The organism is Natronospira bacteriovora (assembly GCF_030848495.1).
Taxonomy (GTDB): Bacteria; Pseudomonadota; Gammaproteobacteria; order Natronospirales; family Natronospiraceae; genus Natronospira; species Natronospira bacteriovora.
The window spans coordinates 143,537-159,121 of record NZ_JAVDDT010000007.1; the positions used below are offsets into that span (position 1 = coordinate 143,537).

The 15,585-nt window shown below is 63.7% G+C and carries 13 protein-coding genes and 1 tRNA gene; 10 read left to right on the top strand and 4 right to left on the bottom strand.

The window, feature by feature from the left end; all coding sequences use genetic code 11:
• Positions 1-28: 28 nt before the first annotated feature.
• The 3 genes from aspS to RBH19_RS11115 form a co-directional block, all read right to left on the bottom strand.
• Positions 29-1,825, bottom strand: coding sequence for an aspartate--tRNA ligase (gene aspS, locus RBH19_RS11105; protein ID WP_306728928.1), 1,797 nt, complete (start codon positions 1,823-1,825; stop codon positions 29-31).
• A 398-nt stretch (positions 1,826-2,223) separates the two neighbouring features.
• Entirely contained in the window at positions 2,224-2,922 is a 699-nt protein-coding gene (locus RBH19_RS11110; RefSeq protein ID WP_306728929.1) for a DUF502 domain-containing protein, read from the bottom strand.
• On the bottom strand, positions 2,919-3,203 hold the full coding sequence (locus RBH19_RS11115; protein WP_306728930.1) for an FmdB family zinc ribbon protein: 285 nt from the start codon (positions 3,201-3,203) through the stop codon (positions 2,919-2,921). The genes RBH19_RS11110 and RBH19_RS11115 overlap by 4 nt, the downstream gene beginning before the upstream one ends.
• A gap of 251 nt (positions 3,204-3,454) precedes the next feature.
• On the opposite strand from RBH19_RS11115, the gene RBH19_RS11120 reads away from it, so the two are divergent.
• The 3 genes from RBH19_RS11120 (at position 3,455) to RBH19_RS11130 (ending at position 5,921) form a co-directional block, all read left to right on the top strand.
• A complete protein-coding gene (locus RBH19_RS11120; protein ID WP_306728931.1) occupies positions 3,455-4,318 on the top strand; it encodes an SDR family NAD(P)-dependent oxidoreductase in 864 nt (287 codons plus the stop codon).
• A gap of 229 nt (positions 4,319-4,547) precedes the next feature.
• Positions 4,548-4,991: a dihydroneopterin triphosphate diphosphatase gene (gene nudB / locus RBH19_RS11125; RefSeq protein ID WP_306728932.1), complete on the top strand. Its 444-nt coding sequence runs from the start codon at positions 4,548-4,550 to the stop codon at positions 4,989-4,991.
• A gap of 159 nt (positions 4,992-5,150) precedes the next feature.
• Entirely contained in the window at positions 5,151-5,921 is a 771-nt protein-coding gene (locus RBH19_RS11130) for an esterase/lipase family protein (RefSeq protein WP_510184480.1), read from the top strand.
• A 200-nt stretch (positions 5,922-6,121) separates the two neighbouring features.
• On the opposite strand, the gene mutS is transcribed toward RBH19_RS11130, so the two are convergent.
• Complete coding sequence (gene mutS, locus RBH19_RS11135) at positions 6,122-8,713, bottom strand: DNA mismatch repair protein MutS (protein WP_306728934.1); 2,592 nt, start codon at positions 8,711-8,713, stop codon at positions 6,122-6,124.
• Positions 8,714-8,826: 113 nt separating this feature from the next.
• Between mutS and RBH19_RS11140 the strand changes: the two genes are divergently transcribed.
• The 7 genes from RBH19_RS11140 to RBH19_RS11170 all read left to right on the top strand — a co-directional run bounded on the left by RBH19_RS11140 (position 8,827) and on the right by RBH19_RS11170 (position 15,320).
• Positions 8,827-9,342: a CinA family protein gene (locus tag RBH19_RS11140; protein WP_306728935.1), complete on the top strand. Its 516-nt coding sequence runs from the start codon at positions 8,827-8,829 to the stop codon at positions 9,340-9,342.
• A gap of 49 nt (positions 9,343-9,391) precedes the next feature.
• Entirely contained in the window at positions 9,392-9,922 is a 531-nt protein-coding gene (thpR, locus tag RBH19_RS11145; protein WP_306728936.1) for an RNA 2',3'-cyclic phosphodiesterase, read from the top strand.
• Between the two features lie 212 nt (positions 9,923-10,134).
• Positions 10,135-11,184 (top strand): recombinase RecA, encoded by a 1,050-nt coding sequence (gene recA / locus RBH19_RS11150; protein WP_306728937.1) that lies wholly within the window; start codon positions 10,135-10,137, stop codon positions 11,182-11,184.
• A gap of 37 nt (positions 11,185-11,221) precedes the next feature.
• Positions 11,222-11,704 carry a regulatory protein RecX gene (locus tag RBH19_RS11155; protein ID WP_306728938.1) on the top strand — a complete coding sequence of 161 codons (483 nt, stop codon included), beginning with the start codon at positions 11,222-11,224 and terminating at the stop codon, positions 11,702-11,704.
• 342 nt (positions 11,705-12,046) lie between these two features.
• The gene (gene alaS / locus RBH19_RS11160; RefSeq protein ID WP_306728939.1) at positions 12,047-14,686 is read left to right on the top strand and encodes an alanine--tRNA ligase; all 2,640 of its coding nucleotides are present in this window, start codon (positions 12,047-12,049) and stop codon (positions 14,684-14,686) included.
• A 228-nt stretch (positions 14,687-14,914) separates the two neighbouring features.
• On the top strand, positions 14,915-15,115 hold the full coding sequence (gene csrA / locus RBH19_RS11165) for a carbon storage regulator CsrA (RefSeq protein ID WP_306728940.1): 201 nt from the start codon (positions 14,915-14,917) through the stop codon (positions 15,113-15,115).
• 115 nt (positions 15,116-15,230) lie between these two features.
• A tRNA-Ser gene (locus tag RBH19_RS11170) sits at positions 15,231-15,320 on the top strand.
• The last annotated feature ends 265 nt before the right edge of the window (positions 15,321-15,585 follow it).

The window sequence follows — 15,585 nt, forward strand, 5'->3', positions numbered from 1 at the left end:
GCACGGCCTACTGTTCACTGGGAACTGTTCACTGTTCACTCTGCCCCTCCGGGGCAGCAGTCTTGCGCAGGCGGATGCCCAGTTCACGCAGCTGCTTGTTGTCCACCGTGCCGGGGGCGTCGGTGAGCAGGCAGGCGGCGGTCTGGGTCTTGGGGAAGGCAATCACTTCACGGATGCTGTCGGCGCCGGCCATCAGCATGACCAGGCGGTCCAGGCCGAAGGCGATGCCGCCGTGGGGCGGGCAGCCGTACTTCAGGGCATCCAGCAGGAAGCCAAACTTCTCGCGCGCTTCCTCTTCGCTGATGCCGAGGTAGTCGAACACCGCCGACTGCATCTCCGTGTCATGGATACGGATGGAGCCGCCGCCGATTTCGGAGCCGTTGAGCACCATGTCGTAGGCGCGGGAGATGAGTTCCTCCGGCTTGGCCGACTTCAGGCCCTCGGCACTGTCCACTCGCGGCGCGGTGAAGGGGTGGTGCAGGGAGTACCAGCGCTGGTCGCCCTCGTCGTACTCGAACATGGGGAAGTCCACCACCCACAGCGGGCGCCAGCCGTCTTCCACCAGGCCACGGTCCTTGCCCAGCTTGACGCGCAAGGCGCCCAGGGCGTCGTTGACCACCTTGGCCTTGTCGGCCCCGAAGAAGACCAGGTCGCCGGCCTCGGCGCCGGTGCGCTCGAGGATGCCGGCCACGGCGGTGTCGGAGAGGAATTTCAGGATCGGCGACTGCAGGCCCTCGCGGCCCTGGGCCGGATCATTGACCTTGATGTAGGCCAGGCCCTTGGCACCGTAGCGGCCAACGAATTCGGTGTAGCCGTCGATTTCCTTGCGGGTCAGCTCGCCACCCTTGGGCAGGCGCAGGGCGGCCACGCGGCCCTTGGCGTCCTTGGCCGGGCCGGAGAAGACCTTGAATTCGGCATCGGCCACCAGGTCGGCCACGTCCACCAGTTCCAGGGGGATGCGCAGATCCGGCTTGTCCGAGGCGAAGCGGCGCATGGCTTCCGCATAGGGCATGCGCGGGAAGGGGTTTTCCAGCTCCACCCCCATCACGTCCTTGAACAGGGAGCGGATCAGGCCTTCCACCAGATCCATGATCTGTTCTTCGGACATGAAGCTGAGCTCCATGTCGAGCTGGGTGAATTCCGGCTGGCGGTCGGCGCGCAGGTCTTCGTCACGGAAACAGCGCACGATCTGGTAGTAGCGGTCCACGCCCGACATCATCAGCAGCTGCTTGAACAGCTGCGGCGACTGGGGCAGGGCAAAGAACTGGCCGGGATGGGTGCGGCTGGGCACCACGTAGTCGCGCGCGCCTTCCGGGGTGGCGCGGGTCAGCATGGGGGTTTCCACGTCCAGGAAGCCCTGCTCGTCCAGGTGGCGGCGCATGGCCGAGGTCACCTGGGCGCGCAGCTTGAGCTTGCGCTGCATGTGTTCCCGGCGCAGATCCACGTAGCGGTACTTGAGGCGCAGATCCTCACCCACATCGTGCTCGTCCTGGTGGAAGGGCGGCGTTTCCGCCTTGTTCAGCACTTCCAGCTCCAGGCCCAGCACTTCCACCTGGCCGGTGGGGAGCTTGTCGTTGGTGGTCCCCTCGGGGCGTCGGCGCACCCGGCCGCGCACGCGAATCACGTATTCGCTGCGCAGGCGCTCGGCGGTGGCGAAGACATCCGCCCGGTCCGGATCGAACACCACCTGCAGCAGACCTTCCCGGTCGCGCAGGTCAACAAAGATCACGCCTCCGTGGTCGCGCCGGCGATTGACCCAGCCGCATACGGTAACTTCCTGATCCAGAAGGGATTCGTCAACTTTTCCGCAATAATGGGAACGCATCAGCGTTGCTCCCGCTTTCTCGTGTGGGTGAGATGGATTCGGCCTGTCGGGAATAGGGCGCCAGCGCGCCGGAGGGGCCCGAAAGGCGGGAATATTACGATTTGAGCGGGTTTACCGCAAGGTGGGGCTGAAAACACTGGAACCACCGAAGACGCCGAAAACACCGAAAAAGATATCAGCACAGAGGATCTCAGAAAAAACGGGTTGCCTGGATCCGGCCAGGCTGCTGTGGGAGCGGCTTTAGCCGCGATCAATGCCAGCCGATGGTCCTATCGCGGCTAAAGCCGCTCCTACAGCAGGCCGGGCAAGGCTGTTCAGCCAATCCCCCCCCCATGGGGTTACAGGCTTTTGATTGGCATTTTTCGGTGTTTTCGGCGTCTTCGGTGGTTCCAGTTTTTTCAATCCTTCCCCGGCAACTTCTTCCCCTGTGCCTCCACCGCCTTGGCCACCTTCTTCCCGTCCGGGTTCCAGACGGGGACCACCACGCCCAGGGAGATGATCATGCGCAGGGCCTCGTCCACGCTCATGTCCAGCTCGATGACGTCCTTGCGCGGGATCATCAGGTTGAAGCCGGAAGTGGGGTTGGGGGTGGTGGGTACATAGACGCCCACGACATCCTGGCCGGTGCGGTGCTGGATCTCGCCCAGATCACTGTTGGTGACGAAGGCCAGGGCCCAGGAATTTTCGTGGGGATAGGGGATGAGCACCGGCTTGCGAAAGGCATCGCTCTGGCCGGAAAACATGGTTTCGGCAATTTGCTTGCTGCCGTAGTAGATGGAGCGCACCACCGGAATGCGGTCAAGGATGCGCTCGCCGATTTCCACCAGTTTGCGGCCGAAGAAATTGGCCGCCAGCATGCCGGTGAGTATCAACACCGCCAGGCTGAGCACGATGCCCAGCCCGGGGATCTGGAAGCCGAACAGCTGTTCGGGCTGGATCCGGTCCGGCAGCAGGGTCAGCGAACGGTCGAGCAGATTGACCAGAAAGCGCAGGGCGAAGATCGTGACCCCGACGGGAACCAGTACCAGAATGCCGGCGACGATATAGCGCCGCAGGCGGGCCATCAGGCTGGGTGGTTTTCCTTCCGGGTGACTCATGCAGGCTCCGCCGCCCTGGTTTTCTTGCCGTCACTCTTTCCGGCGTCGCTCCCGCTCTTGCTACTGCTGGCGGAATCACCGGCCAGATTGCGCTTGTTGTCCTTCTTGAAGTCGGTCTCATACCAGCCCGAGCCGGAGAGACGGAAGGCCGCGGCCGAGACCAGCTTGCGCAGGGCGGCTTCCTGGCACTGGGGGCATTGGGTGAGATCAGCGTCACTGATCTTCTGCAGGGCTTCCATTTCGTGGCCGCAGGCCTCACAGCGATATTCGTAAATGGGCATCCTCGATACCTCGATCAAGATGGTTCTGCAAACGGTCTGATGAACTCCGGGCGGAGTCCGGTGCGAATTTGGCGTCATCCACGGGAAAAGCAAGCCTTGCCTGGCCTTTTTCGGTCGTTTCCCGCCATCCGGCCGACGACAGGGGGCTATTATAGCCGATGACCCGCGGTAGCGGCCCTTCGGCATTTGCCGTCGGGCGCGTTAACATGGCAGAAAACACGGTATCGAATGCATTCCGAACTGGGGAGACCATGAGCAAAAGCACCGCCCTTGAGACCACCGCTGGCGACCAGCGCCCCACCCTCCTCATCACCGGCTGTTCCAGTGGCATCGGTGAAGCGGCCGCCCATCTCTTCCGGGATCGCGGCTGGCGTGTCTTCGCCACCGCCCGCCGTACCCTGGATGTGCACCGCCTGGAACGGGCCGGTCTGGAGGCCCTGCAGCTGGATCTGAATGACTCCCTGTCCATCACCGTGGCCGTCGATCAGATCATGGAGGCCACCGACGGACGTATCGACGCCCTGATCAACAACGCCGCTTTCGCCCTGCCCGGTGCGGTGGAGGATCTTTCCCGGGCCGCCATGCGCAGCCAGTTCGAGGCCAATGTCTTTGGCACCATTGAGCTCACTAATCGGGTGTTGCCGCTCATGCGCCAGCGGGGCAAGGGCCGCATCGTCATGATCAGTTCCATTCTGGGTCTGGTGTCCATGCCCTGGCGTGGGGCCTACAACGCCTCCAAGTTTGCTCTGGAGGGTTTCACCGATGCTTTGCGCATGGAGCTCAAGGGTTCGGGCATCGATGTGGTCACCATCAATCCCGGCCCGGTGGAATCCAGTTTCCGCAAGAGTGCCCTGGCCAATGCCCGGCGCTACATCGACCTCAAGGGTTCGGTTCATGCCGAACACTATGAGCGTCTCGAGCGGCTCAACAGTGACCCGGAAGGCCGAATGCCCGGCTCCGTGAGTCCCGCGGCCGTGATGCGCCGTCTGGTCAAGGCCCTGGAGTCCCGCCGCCCCCGCGCCCGCTATTACGTTACCCTGCCGGCCTATGTGCTGAGCTTCCTGCGCCGGATTCTTCCGACGCGGTGGCTGGATGGGGTTTTGCGGCGGCATTGAGTCGGGGTGGGTAGCGGTTCTCCAATCGTTGTCGTTGTCGTTGTCGTAATCGGACTTCCAAGCTGCGAGTGACGAGCAGCGAGCTACGGGAAAAACACCTAGAACCGCCACGGCCAGGTTTTTTAGGGGGTTGCTCCTTGGAAAATTCCGACAACGACAACGACAACGACAACGACAACGAACCCAAGCGCCATCCCAACCGCGGCTCCCGTGCCGGAGGCGGGCTGCAATGACACAGCACAAACGCCCGGAATCCGTTCTCGTTCTCGTTTACACCCCCGACGCGGAAATCCTCATCCTCGAACGCCGTCAGCCGGCCGGATTCTTCCAGTCGGTGACTGGCAGTCTGAACTGGGGCGAGAGCCATGCCGAGGCAGCATGGCGCGAGCTGCGCGAGGAAACCGGTCTCGATCCCCGACAGCCGCCCCGGCCCTGTGGCCTGGAAGCCCGCTTCGAGATTCATCCCGACTGGCGCCATCGCTTTCCACCCGGTACTGAAACGAATCACGAAACCGTCTTCTGCTGGCAGGCCCCGTCGCCCGTTCCCGTACAAATCAACCCGGATGAACACGTGAGCTGGCAGTGGCTGCCCTTCGACCGGGCGGTGGCAAGGGTGAGTTCCTGGAGTAATCGGCGGGGGTTGCTGCAGGTGATTCCGATGGTCTTGGGATAGCAAGTAGCGAGAAGCGAGCAGCAAGGCTCGGCAGTGCCGGTTTTTATCGTTGTCGTTGTCGTTGTCGTAATCGGTTTTCCAAGCTGCGAGTGACGAGCAGCGAGCTACGGGAAAAACACCTGGAACCGCCACGGCCAGGTTTTTTTAGGGGTTTGCTCCTTGCTCCTTGGAAAATTCCGACAACGACAACGACAACGACGAAAAAACAGTCACTGGAACCCGCCCGCCTCGGCGGTACAATCAACGACAACCACACCACCAACGGAGAACCGGCGAATGCCGAAGCAGCAGGGAACCCAGCCGGCCGAGACGGTGGTGTTCATCCACGGTCTGTGGATGACGGGAATGGAGCTGTTCTATCTTCGGCGCCAGGTGCGTGAAGCGGGTTATGCCACCGAGCAATTCTCCTACCGTACCCTGTCGGGCACCCTGGACGAGAATGCCGAAAGCCTGCATGACTTTCTCCAGACCGTGGACGGAACCCGAATTCACCTGGTGGCGCACAGCCTTGGTGGATTGTTGACTCTGCGTCTGTTCGAGCGTTACGGATCCGTGATCAGTGGCCGCATTGTGTTTCTTGGTTCACCAGTGCGTGGCAGTCAGGCGGCCCGCGCCACGGCCGCGAATCGGTTTGGCGAGGTGATTCTCGGTCGCAGTGGGCAGGAGGGGCTGCTGGAAGAGCGTGAACCGGTCTGGTCCTGGCCCAACGGGCTCGGTGTGCTCGCGGGCACCCGAGGCATCGGTGTGGGTGTGGCCCTGAGCGAGCTGCCCGAACCCAATGATGGCACCGTGGCTGTGGAGGAAACTGAACTGGTGGGGGCCAGCGATTACATCCTCCTGGATGTCAGCCACACCAGCATGCTGATGTCCCGCCAGGTGGCCGATCAGATTGTCGCCTTTCTGCGGGATGGTTGCTTCGATCACGGTTGATTGTCCCGGTGCCGATCTTGGCGACTGTGGGAGAGGCTTCAGCCTCGATGCTTTTTTGTGACCCGGCAAGCCGTAACAGGTACCGGGTTTTGAACAAGATCAGATCTTGAATATGTAGGACCTGTTACGGCCTCTGGGCACACAAGAATGCATCGCGGATAAATCCGCTCCCACGGTGCCTGTAGCGAGGTAGGCGAGGTCTATTGGTCCTTGTCCAGCAGGCCCTTCAGGCGATACAGCCGTTCCAGGGCCTCCCGCGGGCTGAGGTCATCGGGGTTCAGGCCCTGCAGTTCTTCCCGCAGGCGATCCGGCTTGTCCGATCCCTCCACGGGTTTCACGGGCCGGGGAGGTGGTGCCTGGAACAGGCCCAGTTGGGGCTGCTCGCTGCGCTGTCCCTGTTCCAGTTCAGTGAGATGCCCCCGGGCGGCCTTGATCACGGACTTCGGTACCCCGGCCAGGGCGGCGACCTGCAGGCCGTAGCTCTGGTTGGCCGGCCCTTCGCGGACCTGGTGCAGGAAGACCAGCTTCTCGCCGTGCTCGGTGGCGTCCAGGTGCACGTTGACGCAGGCCGGCAGCTGCTCGGGCAGCTCGGTCAGCTCGAAGTAATGGGTGGCGAAGAGAGTGTAGGCGCCAATCTCTCGGGCGATGTGCTCGGCGCAGGCCCGGGCCAGGGATACGCCGTCATAGGTGCTGGTGCCGCGGCCGATTTCATCCATCAGCACCAGGCTCTGGTCGGTGGCGTTATTGAGGATGTTGGCGGTTTCGCTCATCTCCACCATGAAGGTGGACTGGCCGCCGGCGAGATCGTCCGAGGCGCCGATGCGGGTAAAGATGCGGTCGATGGGACCGAGCACGGCGGCGTCCGCCGGTACGAAGCTGCCCACGTGGGCGAGGATGGCAATCAGCGCCACCTGACGCATATAGGTGGATTTGCCGCCCATGTTGGGGCCGGTAATGATCAGCAGGCGGCGTTGTTCATCCATGTTCAGATCGTTGGGCACGAAGGCATCGTCAATCACGCCCTCCACCACGGGGTGACGGCCGCCCTGCACACGAAGGCAGGGTTCGTCCGTCAGCTCCGGCATGACCAGGTTCAGGCTTTCCGCCCGCTCGGCCAGGCAGCTCATGACATCCAGTTCGGCCAGGGCTTCGGCCGTGGTCTGCATCATCGGCAGATGCTCGCCGAGCTTGTCCAGCAGTTGTTCGTACAAGGCCTTTTCCCGGGCCAGCGCGCGTTCGCGGGCGCTCAGTACCTTGTTCTCGAACCCTTTCAGTTCCGGCGTGATGTAGCGCTCGGCGGCCTTGAGGGTCTGGCGGCGCTGGTACTCGGTGGGCACTTCCCTTGCCTGGGCCTTGCTGATCTCGATGAAGTAGCCATGCACCCGGTTGTAGCCCACCTTCAGGGTGCTGATACCGGTGCGCTCGCGCTCGCGCTTTTCCAGATCCGTGAGAAAGCCATCGGCATTGCTGGACAGGCGACGCAGTTCATCCAGTGCTTCGTCGTAGGCTTCGGCGATCACGCCTCCGTCCCGGATCACGGCGGGCGGGCTGTCGATCACCGCCGCCTGCAGCAGGCTTACCACCGGTGAGGGGTCTCCCAGACCCTCGGCCAGGCGGGCCAGCAGCGGGGAGTCCAGGCGGGCAATGTGATCCCGCAGGGCGGGCACCTGGGCCAGGCTGTCGCGCAGGCGGGAGAGATCCCGTGGCCGGGCGGAGCGCAGGGCCACCCGGGCCAGGATGCGTTCCACGTCCCCGATGCCGCGCAGAGCCTCGGCCAGGCCGGGGTGACTGTGTGTCGTCAGCAGGGTATCGATGCACTGGTAACGGCCACGCAGGGTGTCCCGGTCACGCAGGGGACGGTTCAGCCAGCGCCGCAGAAGACGGCTGCCCATGGGCGTGGCACTGCGGTCGAAGACGCCGGCCAGGGTGTGCTGGTCGCGTCCGCCCAGATTGCGGTCGATCTCCAGATTGCGACGGGTGGCCGCGTCCATGACCACGGCTTCCTCGCGCCGCTCCACCCGCAGCTGGCGGATATGGGGCAGGGCGGTCCGCTGGGTTTCCCGCACATAGCCCATGAGCGCGCCGGCGGCGGCAATGGCCAGTGGCCGATCCTCGCAATCGAAGCCGGACAAATCCCGCACCTGGAACTGCTCGCACAGCAACTGGCGCCCGTGCCCCGGGTCGAAATGCCAGCTTGGTCGCGCGCGGCGACCCGCGCGTTCCCGGGCCGGGGCGGGCAAGGCCTCGTCTTCGTCATGCAGAAGTTCGGCGGGATTGAGGCGTTCCAGTTCCGCCACCAGGGCTTCATGTCCGTCGATCTCGAGCAGGATGAAGCGGCCACTGGTCAGGTCCAGGGTGGCCAGGCCCCAGTGGCCGTCCCGATGGTGGATGGCGGTGAGCAGGTTGTCCCGGCGCTCTTCCAGCAGCGCCTCATCGGTGACGGTGCCCGGCGTGATGATGCGCACCACCTTGCGCTCCACCGGACCCTTGCTGGTGGCCGGATCCCCCACCTGCTCGCAGATGGCCACGGATTCGCCCAGGCGGACCAGGCGGGCGAGATAGCTCTCCGCGGAATGATAGGGCACGCCGGCCATGGGAATGGGCTTGCCGGCGGACTCGCCCCGTTTGGTCAGGGTGATGTCGAGCAGTTCGGCGGCGCGTTGGGCGTCTTCGAAGAACAATTCGTAGAAATCGCCCATGCGGTAGAAGAGCAGAATGTCCGGATGCTCCGCCTTGACCCGCAGATACTGGCGCATCATCGGGGTATGTCCGGCGAAACGATCGTCGCTCATGCTCGGTTCCTGTGGTCCGCATTCATTGAAGATCAAGGCGGGCATCGTATTGAGCCGATGCCCGGCTGGCAAGTCGCTCACCCTGTGCGTGCAAATCCGTTAGTATCCCACGCATGACCACGATCAAGCCGCCCACCGATGAACAGCTGTTTGCCCAGGCGCAGCACCTGGGCACGGCTCTGCTGGCGAGGCAGGCCAGTGTGACTGTGGCAGAATCATGCACCGGCGGCTGGCTGGGCAAATGCCTGACCGACGTGGCCGGCAGTTCCGAGTGGTTCCAGCGTGGCTGGATCACCTATTCCAATGCCGCCAAGGCCGAGGAGCTGGGTGTGGACACGGCCATGCTCGAGACCCACGGCGCCGTTTCGGAAGAAGTGGTCTCGGCCATGGCCATCGGTGCTCGCCTGCGTGCCGGAGCCGATATTGCCCTGGCAGTGAGTGGTGTGGCCGGGCCGGGCGGAGGCAGCCGCGACAAGCCGGTGGGGCTGGTCTGTTTCGCCCTGGCCGACGGCGCCGGTACGCTGCGCCGGGAATCGCGACAGTTTTCGGGCGACCGCGAAGCGGTGCGCCGGGCCAGCGTGGCCCATGCCCTGGGCATGGCGCTGGAATGGCTGGGGGGCCTTGAGTGACGCTGGAATCTCCGTGCGGAGGTTCCCAACCAGAACGGGAGTTTTACCAGTGAGTAGTACCCATCGACTCTTCTTCGCCCTCTGGCCGGATGAAGCCCTTCGCAGCGAACTCGATGAGCGGGCGCGCTCCGTCCAGGCCGTGGCCGAGGATGGCAAGGCGGTACCCCGCGACAACCTGCACATCACTCTGCGCTTCCTGGGCTCGCTGTCCGATGAGCAGGCCGGCCGGGCCGAGGCGGCCGCCGCACGGGTACGCAATCGTGACGTGGAGCTGGTGCTGGATCGTGCCGGCTTCTGGCCTCAACCACGGGTGCTGTGGCTGGGATGCAGCGACACACCGGATCCCCTGCTGGGCGTCGTGGCCGACCTCAATACCGAGCTGGGCGGTGAAGGCTTCGACCTGCGCAGTCGCCCCTACAAGCCCCATGTGACCGTGGCCCGCGGTGTCACGGTGGCCGAAGCCCCGCCGGTCATTGAACCGCTCACCTGGCGCGCCGAACGTTTCTGTCTGGTGCGTTCCCACACTGATGGCCCGATCTCGGAGTACGAGATTGTTGGCGAATGGTCGCTGATCGACTAGACTACTGTACAAACGTACAGGCGCGTTGTTCCGGGTGGCCCGGAAAGGCCTGCGGTTTGTTTCCGACATCATCTGTCGCTCCAGGCTGACAGCATGAGTCGACCAGCGGCCCCGATCGGGCCTTTCAGCCCGGCCGATCCGGGTGGGATAATGCAGCGCAAATTCACCGTGACGGGCACCGCCCGCATCCGCGCAACCTCATGGGGGTTTTGATGGACGAGAACAGAAAGAAGGCACTGGCCGCGGCCCTTGGGCAGATCGAGAAGCAGTTCGGCAAGGGCTCCGTGATGCGCATGGGCGATGGCGCGGAATTCCGTGACGTCTCCGCCATTTCCACCGGCTCCCTGGGCCTCGACGTCGCTCTCGGCGTGGGTGGTCTGCCCAAGGGCCGCGTCGCCGAAATCTACGGGCCGGAATCCTCGGGCAAGACCACGCTTACCCTGCACGTGATTGCCGAATGCCAGAAGCAGGGCGGCACCGCGGCCTTCGTGGACGCCGAGCACGCCCTCGATCCGGAATACGCCGAGAAGCTGGGCGTGAACCTGGATGATCTGCTGGTTTCCCAGCCCGATACCGGCGAGCAGGCGCTGGAGATTGCCGACATGCTGGTGCGCTCCGGGGCCGTGGATGTGGTGATTGTCGACTCCGTGGCCGCGCTCACCCCCAAGGCCGAGATCGAAGGCGAGATGGGTGATTCCCACGTGGGCCTGCAGGCGCGCCTGATGTCCCAGGCCCTGCGCAAACTCACCGCCAACATCAAGCGTTCCGGCACCCTGGTGGTCTTCATCAACCAGATTCGCATGAAGATCGGTGTCATGTTCGGCAGCCCCGAGACCACCACCGGCGGTAATGCCCTGAAGTTCTACTCCTCGGTGCGCCTCGACATCCGCCGCATTGGTTCGATCAAGAAGGGCGATGAAGTGCTGGGCAATGACACCCGCGTGAAAGTGGTCAAGAACAAGGTGGCGCCACCCTTCCGCCAGACGGAGTTCGAAATTCTCTACGGCCAGGGCATTTCCCGCGAAGGCGAGATCATCGACCTGGGTGTGGCCAATGGCCTGGTGGACAAGGCGGGTTCCTGGTACAGCTACAAGGGCGATCGCATCGGCCAGGGCAAGGACAACGCCCGCCAGTTCCTCAAGGACAATCCCGAGACGGCCCAGGAAATCGAGGCGGCCCTGCGCGAGATGCTGTTGCCGAAGAAGAAGGCCAGAAACGAGGAAGAGGCGCCAGCGGCGGATCAGGAACAGGCCGAGGCCTGATTCCGCCCTTCGTCTTTGAGCAGGGCCGGGGTTGTCGTTGCAGACGGATCAGCCTGAAGACAGCGTCAGCAAGGCCACGGCCTACGCCGTGCGCCTGCTGTCGCGTCGTGAGTACGCCCGTGCGGAACTGGCCCAGCGCCTGTCCCGCAAGGGTTATGGTCGTGATACCACTGAAACCGCACTCGCCCGGCTGGAAGAGCTGGGCTATCTCTGCGAAGAACGCTTTGTCGAACACTTTGTTCGCAGCCGGGTTGATCGCGGTTCCGGCCCCATGAAGATCCGTGCCGAGCTTCAGCAGCGCGGCGTCGACGGATCGCTCATCGACCACGGGCTGCGGGAGGCCGGCTGCGATTTCAGCCATCTCGCCGCCGACGTCCGCCGCCGCAAGTTCGGCGACGAGCGCCCCGCCACCCTCGAGGAAAAGGCCCGCCAGGCCCGCTTCCTCGCCCAGCGTGGCTTCGCCGCCGACCACGTGCGCACGGCACTGGACGTGGACCCGGCGGAACTGGGTCTGGAATAACAAACCCGGGAACCACCGAAGTACGCCGAAGAAAAGCAAAGGCGGAAAAAACTTTTTCTTGCGGGATCGGTGTCAAGCCCTGTGGGAGCGGCGTCCGCCGCGATCAAGGCTTCGGTGAGCCTCCTGTCGTAGTGTGGCCGCTCCCACAGCGACCGATGTCCGGGCCGACTTGACCTGAGATATTCCGGGGGGCTTTGCCTTTCAGCGGGTGAATCTTTCGGTTTTCTTCGGTGTGCTTCGGCGTCTTCGGTGGTTCCAGGCCCTTCCCCCTGTCGCAAGCCACCCCCACCTCAAGGCATAATGGTCGTTTCGCCGATTGACCCTGAACGACGCCGAGAGACCATGTCCCAGCCCATGAGCGACAACACCAAGACCCTGAGTACTGCCGAACTGCGCCAGCGTTTTCTGGACTATTTCCGGGAGCGTGGTCACACCATCGTGCCGTCCAGCCCGCTGGTGCCGCAGAACGATCCCACGCTGCTGTTCACCAATGCCGGCATGGTGCAGTTCAAGGACGTCTTTCTCGGGCGTGAGAAGCCGGGTTATACCCGGGCCACCACCTCCCAGCGCTGCGTGCGTGCCGGCGGCAAGCACAATGACCTGGAGAACGTCGGCTATACCGCCCGCCATCACACCTTCTTCGAAATGCTGGGCAACTTCAGTTTCGGCGATTACTTCAAGCGCGAGGCCATCCAGTACGCCTGGGAATTCCTGACCCGCGAAGTGGGCCTGCCGGAAGAGCGGCTGTGGGTGACCGTTTACGAGGAAGACGACGAGGCCGCCGACATCTGGCTCAAGGAAGTGGGTGTCAGTGCCGAGCGTTTTTCACGCATCGGGGCGGCCGACAATTTCTGGTCCATGGGGGATACCGGCCCCTGTGGCCCCTGTTCCGAGATCTTCTATGATCACGGCCCCGAGGTTCCCGGTGGCCCCCCCGGCACCCCCGAGGAAGATGGCGACCGCTATGTGGAGATCTGGAATCTGGTGTTCATGCAGTATGACCGGGACGCCAGCGGCGAAATGACGCCCCTGCCGGCACCCTGCGTCGACACCGGCATGGGCCTGGAGCGCATTGCGGCGGTGCTGCAGGGCGTACACAGCAACTACGACACCGACCTGTTCCAGCGCCTGATTCACTCCGCGGCCGAGGCCGTGGGAGGCGACCAGGATCTGAGCCATCCCTCGCTCAAGGTCATCGCCGATCACATCCGTGCCTGCAGCTTCCTGATCGTGGACGGCGTGATTCCCTCCAACGAGGGGCGTGGTTACGTGCTGCGCCGCATCATCCGGCGCGCCGTGCGCCATGGTTTCAAGCTGGGCGCGAGTGGCAGTTTCTTCCACAAGCTGGTGCCCACGCTGGTGGAGGAAATGGGCGAGGCCTTCCCCGAACTGCGCCGCCGCCAGGATGACGTCATCAAGGCCCTGCGCCGCGAAGAAGAGCGCTTTGCGGAAACGGTAGAACAGGGCATGAAGCTGCTGGACGAGGCCATTGCCGGTCTCGAGGGTGACACCATTCCCGGTGATACCGTCTTCAAGCTCTATGACACCTACGGCTTCCCGGTGGACCTGACCGCTGACATCGCCCGTGAACGGGATCTCAAGGTGGATCAGGAAGGCTTCGATGCCGCCATGAATGCCCAGCGCGAACGGGCCCGTGCCGCCAGCAGCTTCAGTGCTGCCCATGGCGCCGCGCCGGACGTGGATGCCGAGACCGAATTCACCGGCTATGAAAAGACCGGCCACACGGCCACCGTCACCCATATCTTCCGTGATGGCGATCCGGTGGACAGCCTCGAAGCCGGTGAGAGCGGCATCGTGGTGCTGGATGCCACGCCCTTCTACGCCGAAGGCGGTGGCCAGATGGGTGACAGTGGCGTGATCGAGACCGACGGGGGTGAATTCCGTGTCGAGGACACCCAAAAGCAGGGCGCCGCCGCCCATGCCCATATCGGGACCCTGAAAAGTGGCCGGCTCAAGGTGGGCGAGAAAGTGGAGGCGCGCATCGACGAGCGCCGTCGCGCCGACATCGTGCGCAACCACTCCGCCACCCATCTGCTCAACGCCGCGCTGCGGGAAGTACTCGGCGACCATATTGCCCAGAAAGGCTCCCTGGTGGCCCCGGATCGCCTGCGTTTCGACTTTTCCCACGGCGAGGCCCTGACGCCGGAGCAGCTCGAATCGATCGAGAACCGGGTCAATGAACAGATCCTGGCCAACGTGGCGGCCGAAGTGCGTCACATGGCCTTTGACGACGCGGTCCGGGCCGGCGCCCTGCACCTGGCCGGGGAGCATTACAGCAGTGAAGTGCGCACCCTGCGCTTCGGTGACTTCTCCATGGAACTGTGCGGCGGCACCCACGTGGCCCGCACCGGCGACATCGGTGCCTTCCGCATCACCTACGAGGGCGGCATCGCCGCCGGCGTTCGTCGTATCGAGGCGGTGACTGGATTCGGCGCCATCCAGTGGATGCGTGAGACCGATGCCCGCCTGGCGAAGATTGCCGGTCTGGTCCGTTCCGATCGCGAGGATACCCCCGAGCGGGTCGCCCAGCTGCTGGACAAGCAGAAGAAACTGGAGAAGGAGATCACCCAGCTGCGCGGCAAGCTGGCCAGCGGCACCGGCAGTGATCTGACCGGCAAGGCAGTGGAAATCGACGGTATCAAGGTGCTGGCCGAGCGCCTGGACGGTGCCGACGCCAAGGCCCTGCGGGATGCGGTGGACCAGCTCAAGAACAAGCTGGGTCGTGCCGCCGTGGTGCTGGCCACCGTGGAAGACGGCAAGGTTCGCCTCGCCGCCGGGGTGACCAAGGACGAAACCAAGCGGATAAAGGCCGGCGACCTGGTCAACGCCGTTGCCAGCCAGGTGGGTGGCAAGGGCGGCGGCCGCCCCGACATGGCCCAGGCCGGGGGCACCGAGCCCGGCAAGCTGGATGAGGCCCTGGCCTCGGTTGAAGCCTGGGTGCGTGAGCAGATTGGGCAGTAAACTGCCTCGGGAACGGCTGGAAATCTGCACACCGACCGGCAAAAACTGGTAATACGAAGGCGAATCCTGTTTAATCGGGGTCTGCCTCTGGCAATGATCAACAATGAGACCGGCTGAAGTCGGCAATCTTGAGTGCGCAGGGCCTCCCGAGTATCCGAGCAGAAGAATGGTCGACCGGGACGCCCTATCAGGGTGATTGAGTGTCCATTAGGGACGAGGAGTAACACCATGTTGATTCTGACCCGGCGAGTGGGTGAAACCGTAATGATCGGTGATGAAGTCACCGTGACCGTGCTTGGGGTGAAAGGCAACCAGGTGCGGATCGGCGTGAATGCCCCCAAGGATGTCGCCGTCCATCGTGAAGAAATCTACGAGCGTATTCGCCAGGAAAGCGAAGGCAATGCCGCCGGTGAAGGCGAGAACGCCTGAGGCGCATTCGCAAGTCCAGCAGGTTGAGGGGCGATGAGAGGCAAGCCGGCCTTTACGATCAGCGGCTCCCCCGGTATCATTCGCCCCCTGCTTCGCGCCTGGCGTGAAGCACCCCGGAGAGGTGGCTGAGTGGTCGAAAGCGCTCCCCTGCTAAGGGAGTGAGTCCTAACGGGCTCCGAGGGTTCGAATCCCTCCCTCTCCGCCAGATTATGAGGTGCCGCCAAATCAGCGGTTGGCACTTGCCTCGCAGGCAGCTGAATTCGAACCCGATGGAGGGTTCGACAAATTCGCCGGGAGCGAATTTGAACTGCGAAGCGAAGCGGAGCAGGCCCGGAGGGCGGAGCGCATGGATGCGCGGAGTAATCCCTCCCTCTCCGCCAGATTCGGCTAATACCACTAGGTGTGGTGATTGGCTATTGCGGGTGAAGTCTTGGTTCGAACCCGAAAGCGGGTTCGGCGTTGACGGAAGC